Annotated in this window: 13 protein-coding genes and 2 pseudogenes; 2 read left to right on the top strand and 13 right to left on the bottom strand. The window is 36.1% G+C overall.

What is annotated here, in order from left to right:
* Positions 1-237: 237 nt before the first annotated feature.
* The 13 genes and pseudogenes from VB620_RS07250 to VB620_RS07190 all read right to left on the bottom strand — a co-directional run bounded on the left by VB620_RS07250 (position 238) and on the right by VB620_RS07190 (position 9,675).
* Positions 238-945: a methyltransferase domain-containing protein gene (locus VB620_RS07250; protein ID WP_323195463.1), complete on the bottom strand. Its 708-nt coding sequence runs from the start codon at positions 943-945 to the stop codon at positions 238-240.
* Between the two features lie 20 nt (positions 946-965).
* Positions 966-2,078: a glycosyltransferase family 61 protein gene (locus VB620_RS07245; protein WP_323195462.1), complete on the bottom strand. Its 1,113-nt coding sequence runs from the start codon at positions 2,076-2,078 to the stop codon at positions 966-968.
* Positions 2,075-2,339: pseudogene (locus tag VB620_RS07240) on the bottom strand (glycosyltransferase); the annotation flags it as partial. The gene VB620_RS07245 and the pseudogene VB620_RS07240, both read right to left, overlap by 4 nt.
* 33 nt (positions 2,340-2,372) lie before the next feature.
* Positions 2,373-2,792 carry a type II toxin-antitoxin system tRNA(fMet)-specific endonuclease VapC gene (vapC, locus tag VB620_RS07235; RefSeq protein ID WP_323195461.1) on the bottom strand — a complete coding sequence of 140 codons (420 nt, stop codon included), beginning with the start codon at positions 2,790-2,792 and terminating at the stop codon, positions 2,373-2,375.
* Complete coding sequence (gene vapB, locus VB620_RS07230; protein ID WP_323195460.1) at positions 2,789-3,025, bottom strand: type II toxin-antitoxin system VapB family antitoxin; 237 nt, start codon at positions 3,023-3,025, stop codon at positions 2,789-2,791. The genes vapC and vapB overlap by 4 nt, the downstream gene beginning before the upstream one ends.
* 90 nt (positions 3,026-3,115) lie before the next feature.
* Positions 3,116-3,346, bottom strand: a pseudogene (locus tag VB620_RS07225) (glycosyl transferase); the annotation flags it as partial.
* 2 nt (positions 3,347-3,348) lie between these two features.
* Positions 3,349-4,161 (bottom strand): FkbM family methyltransferase, encoded by an 813-nt coding sequence (locus tag VB620_RS07220; RefSeq protein WP_323195459.1) that lies wholly within the window; start codon positions 4,159-4,161, stop codon positions 3,349-3,351.
* Positions 4,162-4,196: 35 nt separating this feature from the next.
* Positions 4,197-4,907, bottom strand: coding sequence for an FkbM family methyltransferase (locus VB620_RS07215; RefSeq protein ID WP_323195458.1), 711 nt, complete (start codon positions 4,905-4,907; stop codon positions 4,197-4,199).
* A gap of 16 nt (positions 4,908-4,923) precedes the next feature.
* The gene (locus tag VB620_RS07210) at positions 4,924-6,168 is read right to left on the bottom strand and encodes an ABC transporter ATP-binding protein (protein WP_323195457.1); all 1,245 of its coding nucleotides are present in this window, start codon (positions 6,166-6,168) and stop codon (positions 4,924-4,926) included.
* 93 nt (positions 6,169-6,261) lie between these two features.
* Complete coding sequence (locus VB620_RS07205) at positions 6,262-6,735, bottom strand: DUF29 domain-containing protein (protein WP_323195456.1); 474 nt, start codon at positions 6,733-6,735, stop codon at positions 6,262-6,264.
* A 42-nt stretch (positions 6,736-6,777) separates the two neighbouring features.
* Positions 6,778-7,620 (bottom strand): ABC transporter permease, encoded by an 843-nt coding sequence (locus VB620_RS07200; RefSeq protein WP_323195455.1) that lies wholly within the window; start codon positions 7,618-7,620, stop codon positions 6,778-6,780.
* On the bottom strand, positions 7,617-8,042 hold the full coding sequence (locus VB620_RS07195; RefSeq protein WP_323195454.1) for a hypothetical protein: 426 nt from the start codon (positions 8,040-8,042) through the stop codon (positions 7,617-7,619). Before VB620_RS07195 ends, VB620_RS07200 begins: the two co-directional genes overlap by 4 nt.
* Positions 8,043-8,349: 307 nt before the next feature.
* Complete coding sequence (locus VB620_RS07190; RefSeq protein ID WP_323195453.1) at positions 8,350-9,675, bottom strand: glycosyltransferase family 4 protein; 1,326 nt, start codon at positions 9,673-9,675, stop codon at positions 8,350-8,352.
* A gap of 1,147 nt (positions 9,676-10,822) precedes the next feature.
* Between VB620_RS07190 and VB620_RS07185 the strand changes: the two genes are divergently transcribed.
* Together VB620_RS07185 and VB620_RS07180 are read left to right on the top strand one after the other, a co-directional pair.
* The gene (locus VB620_RS07185) at positions 10,823-12,985 is read left to right on the top strand and encodes a GumC family protein (RefSeq protein WP_323195452.1); all 2,163 of its coding nucleotides are present in this window, start codon (positions 10,823-10,825) and stop codon (positions 12,983-12,985) included.
* Between the two features lie 296 nt (positions 12,986-13,281).
* Positions 13,282-14,556, top strand: coding sequence for a hypothetical protein (locus VB620_RS07180; RefSeq protein ID WP_323195451.1), 1,275 nt, complete (start codon positions 13,282-13,284; stop codon positions 14,554-14,556).
* Positions 14,557-14,575 lie beyond the last annotated feature (19 nt).

Raw genomic sequence — 14,575 nt, 5'->3', positions numbered from 1 at the left:
TCTTCCATATCACTTAATTTATCAGATTTTGGGGAGAATTTTTAGCGATGGGCGAACGCACAAGCATATCCGCAGGACTCAGCCCCTCCTTTGGCGATCGCTCTTCCACCCCCCCCTGAACGGTTACTATCAAGAACATTCCATTCAGGTTTACTTCTGAGTAAATTTTCTATATAAAATCTACTTGTTCTACTCATCATAAGAAAAATCTCCTAATAAATTAATGAAAGAAAACTGCTATTTTTTGGCTAAAGCCCAAATACTTGCAGGATATAGCTCTTCATTTTTCAGACTATGCCAATATTTAACATAATATTCACAAATACCATTTTCAGCATGAGAACGTAAACATTGCCTATTTCCCCAAGAGCCAGTTTGAATATGTTCGAGAGGAAATCCACATTCAGCCAAAAAGTATTTTAATCCAGTTTCTGTCCAGCGCGTACAATCAACTGGACAGTGATGTACTCTGATTAAAAATGGTACTGTGATTAAAAAGTAACCTCCTGGTTGAACCATCTCATAAATATTACGTCCAGCACGGTAAGGCCATAGTAAATGTTCAAAAACCTGTTCTGCTATCACTAAATCAAAGGTTTCATCTAATTTTTGACTACAGATATCTAAATCTGGATAACTTAAGCTTTTATAAGAGTGAAAGCTAAAATCTTGCCATTGTTTACCAGATATTTCTAAAACCTTTAATTCTAATGGATTGATACTTTCAACCAGTTTTTTTGTTTCCTGGTTCATTACTATCCTAATCCACTGTTCACACTCATTACCCATGCGCCAGTAGAGATTGTAAGCATAACTAATTATTTGTCGCCAGCTTTTATATATTTTTTCCCCTAAAGAAATTTCACTGTCTTGACAAATTTCTCGCCAAGTTGTTAATTCTCGACGTAAAACTTGGGATATACCTGTTTTTAATGTTAATTTCATTAGACTAAAACCCCAATAAATTAATTTGCGAATAAAATTTGTTTTAACTTTTTCTCAAGCTCAGTTGTCTCTATCTCATAAGATTCCTTAGATCCAACATAACATCTATGAACATCATGATTAAAGCCTAAACATTGAGAAATTACAAAATAGCAGGTGGAAATATGTTCAGGAGGAAAAATTTCGATCACATCTAAAGGTTTTCCATAACGATAAATAATGTTTGCAAAAGCTGCGCCATGCTCCCCAACTATATATCTAGCATTAGCAAAGGTATTTATTTGATCTTCCAAAGATAGTTTACTACAATCAACACACTCAAATCCTAAATTAAGACACATTTTTATAACTTCGTCACGATTAGAAAGGCTTCTTTGAGTATTAGGTGGACGTAAAAGAAGTATCTTTTTATTTTCTCTAGGACTACTTGTGTCAAAATTTAATAAACGCAAATTTCTGAATATACCTTGTTTTGTTAATTCATGGGATCTGATACAAATTAACTGGTTAATCTTAATATATTCTTTGTCTTGAATAATCCAAGAGCGATCTTGAAGATTTGCTAATTTAATAGCAGTTTGAAAATAAGAAGATTTATAAAGTTTTTGGCAAACAATTATAGGTAAATCAGAAAATAAGTTTAAATCTGATAATAAACTCATTTTGGGTAAGGTGTCATTATAAAAGTGAAAATAGTTATTGTCTCCCCAAGGATGTCGAAGTAAAATAGCTTTTTCAAAATGAATATTTGACTGATTTATTTTATGAAAAGCTAATGGTAAATAAGGAAGGGCTACAGTTTGTCCTGTGGGTAAAGCATAGCATTCTTCAATGATTGCATTTGTTCTCGCAATTACCCCTCCCATTAATGGTTCTATAATTGTAGGTTCTTTGATTTCTATGACAAATTCTTGATGACGATAGGGACTATAGGTTGTTAACTCATAACATCGCTGTTTTGCTGATAAATCATCGTCGGGTAAAATGAGATGATCTGATTCTGTAGGTTTAAGAAAATCAGTATTTAAATAATGAACAATGTGGTCTAAAATTGAGTAAGATACTCTTTGCCAACCCAAGTTTCTGAGTTGAAGTTTTAACTCAAAGGGAATAGCTTGAATAATTTTTTTCATTTAATAACCTGCTGATATAATTGCATATACCGTTGAGCCTGTAAGTCAAGAGAATATTCTTTAAGGGCTATATCTCGACAATTTTCACTCATCTTTTTTTCGTAATGCTTTATCTTCCAGTAGCACAATACCATCAGAAAAATCTTGCGTATCTTCTGGTTGAGCTAAGTAACCAGTTATTCCTGGACGGACTAAATCAGGTACACCACCAATTTTGAAGGAAACCATTGGTGTACCACAAGCCATACCTTCTTGTAACAAGCTCAACCAACAAATGAGATTGAAAGCACGTCCTTAATTCACCCAATTTTCAAGTCTCAGTCCCGCAACTCGTCCAAACTCCTTGATATTATTCGTGACTAAAATTAATCCCAGCGAACGTGCATGGCCAGCAATCATTGTGTCATAGGGTCCGATAGGAGTGCCAAGCTTTGTGAGTTCCGCTTTAATTTGTCCAAAATGAGCGGCTGCTTTAGCTTCAAAAGGTTCAACTTCCATGCGGGCTACCAAGTTTTCAATGGTCAGTAAGTTTTGCTCTGTAACAGCAGATCGTTCTGCACCAAAAATAAGTTCGCCAAGGGTGACAGTAGAGATACACATCTGTCCATCATGTTTCTTAAACAAGGCTCGCACTTGCGCCGGTTTATTTTTCATCGTGTAGATCACGATGTTTGTATCAAGCATATACTTGAGCATCCTTTCAACAAACTTCAAAAAGACTCCCGAATTTGCTCTTCTGGCTGTTCACGAGAGGTCATGAAGTCTGATGAAACATTATAGTTATCAAACCAAGTGTCCCAAGATTCCCCGGCTGGGGTAATTATGCGGATGTTACCCACCGCAATAATGGTTACTTTTTTTACGGTTTCTGGCAATTCCACGATTTTGGGTAAACGAACAGCTTGAGTTTTATTCGTTCTAAAAACATTGGTCTGTACACTGCTCATAACACACCTCTATTAAGGGATATACAACCAGTATATCCTAAATGATGATTGCAGCGATTTTCAGTATTTAACACCTTGAGCAAGCGCACGTTACCGCAATACCTGTTCATATAGTTCAATGTACCGCTTTGCTTGCAGTTCTAAGGTGTATTCTTCAAGAGCGATGTCTACGACGGGCTACGCCTACGCCCGACAATTTTCACTCATTGTTTTCCGTAAATGCTCATCTTCTAGTAATTGGGTAATCCCATTACAAAAATCTTGCGTATCTTCTGGTTGAGCTAAGTAACCCGTAATTCCAGGACGAACTAAATCAGGTACACTTAGGTGATTAATAATTTTCTGTCTAGAATAGCTGGGTTACAGAGTAAAAAGCTCTCTGTATGTTCCATACTTTTAAGTAATTGATTTGGACTATTAACTAAATTAAAATCTGGAATACTATAAACTTGATAATTATATTTATCAGCAAAATAAACAAGCTCTTCAGGGTTAGAATTATAAGCTTGTAAGTTTTTCATATTCCACTCTATCAAAATACTAGGCTTTTCCTGCTGAATACATTGAATTGCTCCTTTCAAAACTTCCATCTCAGCACCTTCAACATCTATTTTAATAACCGAAACTTTTGGCTTTTCTCGATTTTTCCATTCTAAATCTATAGTGGTGACAGGAACTGTAGTCTTACCAGTTATAGGCATCCTATTCGTATTGCGAAATCCATCATAAGCTCCCAGATTCTTAAAAGAGAAACAAAATTCTAACTCTCCCATTTCTGCACCTACAGCTTTTTCTATCAAAAACCAGCGATTTGTAAACAAGCTACCTTTTAAGGTTCGTTTTAAGTAACTTACAGAATTAGGGGAAGGTTCAAAAGATACAACAGTACAGGAATCAACTTTTTTTAGAATTGGTATAGCCATCAATCCAATATTAGCTCCAATGTCGAAATAAAAGCTGTTGTCTGATAATAAATTTATAATAATTTTAATATTCTCTTTTTCATAAACTCCTTCAGTTAAATACTTCTGATAAATAATTGAGTTTTTTGGAAAAAAAACTTTTGTATCAAAATAAACAAATGATTTTTTTGCTACCAAGTATTTTAATTTGGTAAAAATTTTCTTAATGATCATTATTTTCATGATATGGACGTATAGAGCTTTTGTATTTACAATTTGGCAAACAAAGCATCTGCTTGTAAGAGTTCTCCTCCCGGTCCACGAAACCCAGGACTTAATTCCATTAAACGAAAATCTAAATTTTCTAACAAAGAATAAATTTCCGAAAAAACCGAAGATCCATCATAAAGAGGTTTAAAAGACACTTCAATCCAAATAAATTTGGTGATTTCTAAAGCCTTTTTCCCAGACATCAAAACCAAGTGTTCACTTCCTTGTACATCGATTTTTATTAAATCAATAGACTTAATATTGTAGCTAATGACTATATTATCTAAGGTCTGAGATTTACATTGAATTATCTCAGATTTGGATAATTTAACCTCAGCTAGTTCAGGCATTTGTTGTTTTATTTTAAGAATAGATGAGGTTGCTTCTGATTCGTTAACTTCAAAGTTAATATACCCTGGAGATTGGGATAAAACTGATTCTACAACATCATATTTTGGGTCAATGAATATTTTCCTCAAGGCGGAGGCTTTATGAGGTAATGGTTCAACCAATAAGCATCTAGAAATTCCACAAGACCTCTCAACAGCTTTGGTGAAATTTCCATCATGAGCGCCAATATCTATTAGCGATATTGGCGCTCCTACCTTTAGATAGCCTTTTAGTAAATTTTGTATTTCATTATAAGGTATGCCTAAAAATTTATATAGATATCTTTTCGCACGTAATACTAATTTAGTAAATAAAAACATAGTATCCTCATTGTGATTAATTTAATTGACTTAAATTCAGTCCTATTTCCAGTGAGCCATACATCCATGACTGCTCGAGGAAGCGAATACCTGCATGAGTTGAAGGTCGTGTAACTTGAAATTCAAGGCAGTCTTCGACACGGTCATAATACTCAACATTGGGGAGGGTTAAGTCTAGTCCAACAAAGTATGAACCGACCGCGAGATGATCAATACTGAACATGAAAGAAATATAGTTTTGTCCTTCTCTGAGAGAGATTAATTCGTTGGATTTTAATGCTCCCAACGAGCCAAAACCAACTGGATTACCAAACCTATCTTTTAGATGTAAATCTAAACTTGTTAGTATTTGACTTGGGGAAAAAACTTCAGCATCTATCTTAACTTGAGAGATTGAATAAGTATCAGTTAGTGAAATTTCTGCTGACACAATTATAGGTTTCTTATTGTTTTTGATAGCTCTCTTGAATGAACTTGAAGCTTTCGCACCTTGTAAGTAAAACTGCACTCCAGCTAATGGTTCACTATCTAGAGCCAAGTGACCTGATTGAAATACTATACAACGTTTGCACAATGACTGGATTGCACTCATATTGTGACTAACAAACAAAACCGTCCTTCCCTCCTTTCCCACATCCTCCATCTTCCCCAAACACTTTTTCTGAAATGCAGCATCCCCCACCGCCAGCACTTCATCCACAATCAAAATCTCAGGCTCTAAATGCGCCGCCACCGCAAAGGCCAACCGCACATACATCCCCGATGAATACCGCTTCACAGGTGTATCCAGAAATTTCTCTACCTCCGCAAATGCCACAATTTCATCAAACTTACGTTTAATCTCCTCCTTACCCATACCCAAAATTGCACCATTGAGAAATATATTCTCTCGTCCTGTCAACTCTGGATGAAACCCCGTACCTACCTCTAATAAACTGGCAACCCTGCCCTTAATTTTGATGTTTCCTTGGGTTGGTTCAGTAATGCGGCTAAGAATTTTTAACAGCGTTGATTTACCCGCACCATTCCGGCCAATAATTCCTACTCTATCACCTTGTTTAATCTCAAAAGATACATCCTTCAAAGCCCAAAATTCCTCAAAAGCAGGATTTTCATTCTTAGCTTTAGGATTTATTAAACTACCAAAGGATTTAACCTTATCAGTAATAACATCCCGCAGAGAAGTATAGCTTTCCTGCTTTTGATGACCAATAATGTATTTTTTACCCAGATTCTCAACGCGAATTACTGTATCAGACATTTTTAATCTTAATTACAAATTAGTTTTTAATATTACTTTTTCTGTGTATTAGGGAATTATATGCACCTAAAGCCTTTAACATCACGTCTAAATTTATTTGCTATCCATCGCTTTGGCAAAATCATCTGTAGTGTTACACAAAAACGCAGGATTTAATATTTCGGCGATGCTATAAGGACAAGTATCTAAAAAAGTAGCTAAACTTAATCCTGTTTCTGCTGAGGCTTCCCGTCGAGCATTACGATAAGCTTTGGGTAAAATAGCGGGAATATATTGCTGTAAACTAGGTTTTTCTGCTAGTAAATCTTGTAAGTCATCCCGTTGGTTAGCAATAGTGGTAAACCAACTTATAGAACGTTTTGTAGGCTGATGTTGCCACTTGAGTAAATGAGCTAGTAAAACCACTAAGCGATTTTTTAACTCATTTTTTTCTCTAATCCCCATAGAATCTAACTCTTCTGCCAGATTTTCCCAGTCTAAAGCTGTTACATCTCGACTAGCTAAAGCTAAGTGCTGCTGACTTATCCAAGCTAAAAAATCTGTTTCGTAGAGAGATGACTCAGACATAAAACCTTGAGAACCCAAAAGTATGTAATTATCTTAACCCTACTAAATTACATCTGCAAACTTTCTTTCCATTTTACGGAAATACCAAATACCACTAATTAATAGTAGAGCTACGAGTCCCAAAGACAGCAGAAAACCTGGTAAATATAACTGTGATTCTCCACCTAAAATAGCCCAACGGAAACCATCAATTACCCCGACAATGGGATTTAATGAGTAAATAAATCTCCATTCTTCGGGAACTACAGTACTACTGAATCCCACAGGGGAAATATACAAACCAAACTGGACAATAAACGGGACAATAAACCGAAAATCTCGATATTGAACATTCAAAGAAGCTAACCATAATCCTGCTCCTATAGAAGCAGCAAAGGCAATACCAATAAATAAAGGTAGCGTCAAAATTCGCCAAGTAGGAACAAAGTTATACCATGCCATTAACCCCAATAAAATTATTCCCGAAATCATAAAGTCTACAAAGCTAACAACCACTGCACTTGTCGGTACTATTAACCTGGGAAAATATACCTTAGAGAGTAAGTTGGCATTGGCTATCAAACTATTGCTGCACTCTGAAAGGGAATTAGCGAAAAACTGCCAAGGCAACATTGCTGAAAATACGAGAATGGGATAAGGCGCACCCTCTGATGGTAAATTGGCTATGCGACCAAATATGATGGTAAACACTATCATCGTCAGAAAGGGACGAATTAATGCCCAAACAATACCAATTGCTGTTTGCTTATATCTGACTAAAATGTCACGCCAAGCTAGAAAATAAAATAGTTCTCTATAGCGCCATAAATCTTGCCAATACTGTTTTTCTGCCCGTCCAGCTTCAATTATTAACTCTTGCTGGGGAACACTTTTTTGAATATTCATAGACAATAAAAAGAATTGAGGGCATGAGAACTTAGCTGTTTGGCATTCATCCGTGTAAACTCGCCCACAGAAGGATTTCCATGAGGATCAATTACTCCTGTTACCTGCTGCCATAGTTCCCTGGGTGCTAAGGAAATGTTATATGTGCCATCATCAGACTGACGCACATAATACCACTTCTTTTGCTGGCAGTGTTCACACCAAAAAGCCTCTAACCACTCTCCTTGTATGGGAACTGCTGTGTGATTAGCTATTGATAAAGATGCAGCTCGCCGACTTAACCCCCTTTGCTGTAACTGACCTGGTTGATCAGCAAAAAGTCTATACTTTTTACTCACACTATCTAGATAACAGCTATGAATAGGACAGTATATAGCTCTACGTTTGGAACGTTTCCGATTTCGGTCACACCTTTTCTGCAATTCGACCTCCTACATACAACTAACAAGGAAGGTTACGTTTGGAGGGACTGAGATCAAATAGACCATCGAAGCCCAACTCCTAAAAACTAGTGATTTATATTTAGAGAAAGTACGAAATTCTTGGTCGATACTTTGTTAAGTAAAATTTGTGTTTTAACCTTATGATAAGGTATCATTCATGAATTCATATAGGAAGTTGTTGGTAATCTTTTTACTGCCTAACTTATAGCATATGCAAGTAACTTTGAGGTATAAACTTGTTTGAATAATTAACAATTGCAACTCCTACTGAAATCCATTGAAGACCTTAAACCTCTCTAATATTCAATGCCTGACGCAAAACCTCAAGGTATTGTTGCGCGATAATTTTAGGTGTAAAGTTTGATTGCAGATACTGACGGGCTGCTTTGCCCATCTGTTTCCTTAGTTCTTGATTACGCCTCAGCAAGCGGATAAATTCCGCTAGCCCATGACCATCACCATGATCAAATGCTGCGCCACACTTTCCTTCACTAATTAGTTGTCTTAAGCTGGAATAGGGTGAACAAACTACTGCCAATGGCCTACCTGTTGCTAAGGCTGAGTAAAGCTTGCTAGGTAAGACTAAACTTTCACTAGATGGGTTAACACTTACTAAAGACAAATCGCTAGCTGTGAGAGAATAGGGTAAAACATCTTTATCTTGATACGGTAAAAATGTAAAATTGTTTAGCCCTAATTGATGGACTTGTGCAATTAATTCTTTGCGTTTAGCCCCTCCACCGATACAAACAAACTGTACTGGCTCATGTTGCAGTTCTATAGCAGCTTTTAATAATGTATCAATGTCATGACATCGGCCCATATTACCAGAGTAAAGTACAGTGAATTTATTCACTAAGTCATACTTCCAAGCAAACCAGTTTTCTTCTTTGGCTATGGGGACAATCAATTCTGGGTTAGCCCAGCTATGAATTATAGAAACCTTATCAGCCACCTGCGGACAGTATTCCACAACGCGCTGTTTCATCTCAGGACTCAAAACTACAATTCCTTTAGCCTTGAGCCAGACTCGCTGATTAATGGCTTGCCAAAGTTTTGCTACCCAATGATTTTTAGATACCACACCCAGGGTAATGGCAATATCTGGGTAAAGATCATATATTATGCAGACATAAGGCAATTTGAAGAGAAGGTTAGCTAAATAACCTACAATTGGTAAGAATGGTGGAGCAGTTGTTACTAATAATACATCGTTGCGCCGCCAACCTCTCAGTAGATAGAGGAAAGTACGCACGGTGTACAAAACACCATTTACCAGTTTACCGCGAATTCTCCCTGGAAAAAGTTGGGCGCTACGCGATCGCTGGATTTTAATCCGATCAAAACGTTCTAAATATGGAGCCTTATTTAAGCTAAAAGCATATCCAGGCTGACTGGTAAAAACCTCAATATTCACCCCATACTCTTCTAATTGCTTGACAAGTTCCTCAATCAATTGTCCTGTAGCCGCATAATCTGGGGGAAAAAACTGTGTAACTACAGATAACTTAATTGATTGCTGGACTTTGAGAGCATCGTGATATTCATCTGCTGCTCCCAGAGAAATGGGTGGCGAGATGACTTTTCCATTAATCGATTTGTTCAGTTTCATCTATCATCTTATTGTAAATAAATCTTTCTGGTGATCCACCGAACTACTTAAATCATTAATAAATGACATGGATCAATCAATTTTTACGTTTATCCCCTGAAATTTTTGTGTTTGATAGTGTTGACTGGGTTAATGATGCATATTAAATAGATTAGGTGAGCATTGCGATCAAAAATAAAGATAGATGATTAAAGTCTCGATCATACAAGCAAGACAAGATAATCACTCCATTAATCAGCAACAGCAACTTGTGTAGTGAGTCCTAAAGTTAATTATGCACCCGTTCAACTATCTCATCCAAGGTAGCTAAGTATAGTTTCCCAAACTACGTTATTCTACTGTGGAAATTTCATACTAACCTAAAATTACTTTGTTGTCATCGTGTACGGTATTCTTCATGAAAAACTTACGGTACGAAGTTAAACTTAAAACAAATATTTGTGCAACCGTACCTTTACTATAAAATTAAGTATTGGATTTCCTAAAATGGATATGTGATTACACTGTACTTCAGTCAAAATCCCATGATTTTTCGCCTAAAAATAGAAGTTTTACTATGATTGGCGGAAGCATAATTTTGATATTTGAGTTACAAATAATACCTATTGGACTGCTTGCTGGAAAATTAATCATGGATTAAACGTATATTTTCGATATATTTTTTGAAACTATTATCAAAATCCCCTGAGTTATAACTAGCTAATATCAGGTGTTATACTAAATCAGTAATATACTCCACAAAGGATTGAGTACATAAATATTTTATTTTTAAATACTGAGTTTGAAATCAACGTATATTTTAATGCACTGATACTACTAGTATACTATTTACAACCTTGGAATTAAATTGCCATATAATAAAAAGATATATACATAACGGTAGTTCCGTTAAAGATATAATAAGATACTTTACTATATGGCGTTCCTAGATGTGGTGAAGTAAAAATTTATATGTGCTTATCTGTTCTTGATTAATCTTTTTCCCCTTGGAAGATACTTCCTAAGCACTAATCCGAACATATCCTCACTTATGAGAGATTTATCGAGTATATAAGCTAATGCTATTATTTTTACCAGCAGAACTTATATCTTCTTATGGGTGTATGTATTAAGAAACTAATACCAAATTTTATCATCTTATCAATAAATGAAGAATCAAGTATATCAGCCTTCAAATCCCGAACAGAATATAAATTCCAAAAGTCCATTTATTCAACATTTAAATATGCCAGGGTATGAAGAACAAGAAGAATGGAATTATCAAGAGTTTCTGGGTTTGCTACAACGCAGACTAGTAGTGATTGTTGGGGTGGCGACAACTTTAATGACAGGTATAGCTATCAACTTGATATTAAATCCTAAACCAGCAGAATATGAAAGCAAATTTCAGATGCTGATTGAACCTGTTAATTACTCGAATCAAGTAGTTGATATTGTCAAAGAAGTTAATCCATTGTCATCTAATCAAGGTAATTTGGATTATGAGAGTCAAATTATAGTCTTGAAAAGTCCTGAACTGATACAAAATAGTATTAAGAAATTACAAGGTGTTTACCCATACATTAACTATAACTATTTGAGTAATTCTTTAAGGATTGTTCGTGTAGGTCAAACCAAGATTCTAGAAGTCAGGTATCGTAGTCAAGATCCGGTAGAATCGAAAGCAGTATTAGAGCAAATTTCTCAAGATTATTTAGAATACAGCCAGGAAAAACGGCAAACTAGTCTAGGTCAAGGACTAAAATATATTAATAGAGAACTGCCATCCATCCAAAATCGAGTAGATCAAATTCAGCGAGAATTGCAAATTTTCCAACAAAAGTATAATTTCATTAGTCCGGAATCCCTTGCGGGTCAAATTGCTGAAGAGAGTTCTGATTTAACTCAAAAACAGCAAGTAATGGAACAAGAGTTAGCCCAAGCTCGTGCTAATAATGCTTTCTTGCAAAGTGAAGATGGTATTAAGACATTATTGGATAGCTATCCTGTGTATCAAGAGTTAAATAATGAATTGCGTCAATTAGATATTGAAATTATCAGTGCATCAACTCTTTTGCAAGACGAAAACCCAAATATTATTACATTAAAAGAAAGACGAAACCAACTGCTACCATTAATACAGGAGGAATCAGACCGATATATCCGAACCAAGCGAGCAGAATCAGCTTCTTTGTTGAGGTCTTTAGAGGTTAATAGGCAAGAACTGCAAAAAAATCAGCAAGCCTTAGAACAACAGAGTAAACAATTACCGAATTTAATCCGGGAATATACTGAGATACAACGCAGATTACAAATTGCCACTGAAGGTTTGAGTCGTTTTTTATCTACCCGCGAAAATTTGCAAATTGAATTTTCTCAGACAGAGGTAGCTTGGCAATTGATTCAAGCACCGGAGCAACCAACAAATCCTGTTGTGTCTTCAAGTCTGATGCGGGATGTGATTGTAGGATTAGCTGCCAGTATCTTCTTGGCTATAGGTGCAGCTTTGATCATTGATAAGCTCGACAACACCTATCACAATGCATGGAGTCTCAAAGAAAGGTTACAGCTACCTTTGTTAGGCACTCTTCCCTTCAGTAAAGACTTGCAAAGAGGACAATTGGACACTATTCAAGCAGAAAAATCAATCAGTGAGTTTTCAGATTCAGTTAATCCAGAGGGGTCAAACTATTACAACTATCCTACAAATTTTATAGAATCCCTACGGGTGCTTTATACAAATATTCAATTGTTGAATTCTGATTCTGAAATACAATCTATTACTCTGACTTCCGCTATGGCAGGTGACGGCAAATCTACAATTGCTTTTCATTTAGCTCAAATAGCGGCAGCTATGGGGAAACGAGTATTACTTGTGGATGCCGATATGCGGCGACCATCTGTTCATGTTTTATCAAATTTAAATAACCTCTGGGGATTGAGTAATTTAATTACTTCAAATTTACCATTTGAAAAAGTAGTTAGACAACTACCTGAGATGAATGCTGTATCTATTATTACTGCTGGACCGCAGCCGCCTGATTGTGCAAAGTTGCTGTCATCAGAAAAAATGAAGGGGCTGATGAACAATTTTCATGACACTTTTGACTTAGTTATTTATGATGCTCCTCCTATGGTTGGACTAGCTGATGCTAGTTTGATAGCTTCTCAAACAGACGGTCTTCTGATGGTAGCAAGGATAGATAAAACAGATCGTTCTGTGTTGGAGCGAGTAGTGGCTGACCTGAAAATCGCACCTATCAATATTTTAGGTGTAGTTGCTAATGGGTATCAAGGTAATATCAATAGTGATTATTATCAACAGGTGTGATGATTGGCCAGTAGATAGACTAGTGCTATCTGCTGAAATTTTGACTAATATAATATGTTGTTTATCTCTGAGAGGATTTTATGCAGATAGTTAAAATTTGCTGATTTATGATGTTTTTGATTATACAGTGGGTAGTCTAAATTAAATATTAAGATGTAGTGTGGGCTTAGTATAGCTATGTCTACTAAGCTGTATACTAGGCTGCATTAGTGATATTTAAGTAAATGTACTATTTTAATATAGTACGTTTTGTATAAAGATATTGCGGGAATAAATTTTAATCAGGGGATGTTTTGATGGAAAAAATACAAAGGATTATCAATGGTAGTGGTATTTATCCAGTTATTAGCGTCAAGTATGCTTTCTGGAATTTAGGGACAACCTTGATAACTTTGCTTCTACTGTTTATGGGTTTCTCAATTGAATCAGCAGCAGCTATGGATAATGTCGTTTCTGAAAATTCAGATCCGGAATTAGGTGCATCTCAAAACCTCATAATATCTTCTATAGCATCTCCACTTAATTCACAGCCAAATGTTAGCTTACGCCAAAGATTGTTGGAATCTAAAAAGACTAATGTTCTGATTATAAGGGATGGTTTGACTACTAAGGTTAAGCAGAATAGATTCAGCAGTTCTTTACCTGTAGACAATTTTTTGCTGGAATCTCAGGACAAGCTAAAAAGCAATGATGATTATGCAATTATTAATACTGATTCGTATTTAAAACAGGAAGCAGAAGGAAATATCAATTTATGGCAGCATAAACCAGGTAAAGTTCTGGTACAACTAGACTCTTCATCATCTGTGGGTGACAGTTTTGGCGAGACTAATAAATTACGCCAAGAACTTTTAATTGAACCCATAGTCGGTCAGGATGAACCTCGAAAATCTGCTCCCTCTTCAACTGCTGGGACTCCTTCTGCTTATGGTGCTAGTTATGGTCAAGCCTATATTGGCGGTGGGTTATTTTTTCCTCTAGATCAAGATAAAGATAGGAATGATGGTTCTTTGTCTCTTGGTTTTGGGTTGGGAAATCCCATTGATTCTGTGGGATTGGAAGTTAATATCAATATTACCAGTGTGGGTGGTGGACCGACTTTTGATTTTGGCGATAGCGGTGGTGTAGGTTTTAAGCTACATAGATATGTAGGGGATAATACATCTGTAGCTATTGGTTGGTCAAATCCGATTAAATGGGGCGATGTGACTTTAGCTAAAGATACTATCTATGGGGTTTTCACTCAAGCATTTGCACTGCAACCAGATAATCCTCAGAATAACTTACCTTTAACTGTTTCTCTAGGTGTTGGGACTGGTGCTTTTAGTTCTAAAGGTGCAATAGAGGCAGGTGACAATAGTGTTAATTTTTTTGGAGGTTTAGGTTTAAGGGTGATTCCTGGAGCATCTCTGGTAAGTAGCTGGACGGGGAGTGCGTTGAATGTGGGTGGGTCTTTTGCCCCTTTCAAGGATACACAGATAGTCATTAATGCTATTATTACAGATGTTACCAATAATTTGGATACTGGCTTGGGTTTGGCGGTAACAGCAGGGTACGGTTTTCGATTTTAGATAGTGCATTATACGGAAA

The sequence above is a fragment of the Nodularia harveyana UHCC-0300 genome (assembly GCF_034931085.1).
Classification (GTDB): domain Bacteria; phylum Cyanobacteriota; class Cyanobacteriia; order Cyanobacteriales; family Nostocaceae; genus Nodularia; species Nodularia harveyana.
This window is presented reverse-complemented; position numbering and strand designations above follow the sequence as displayed.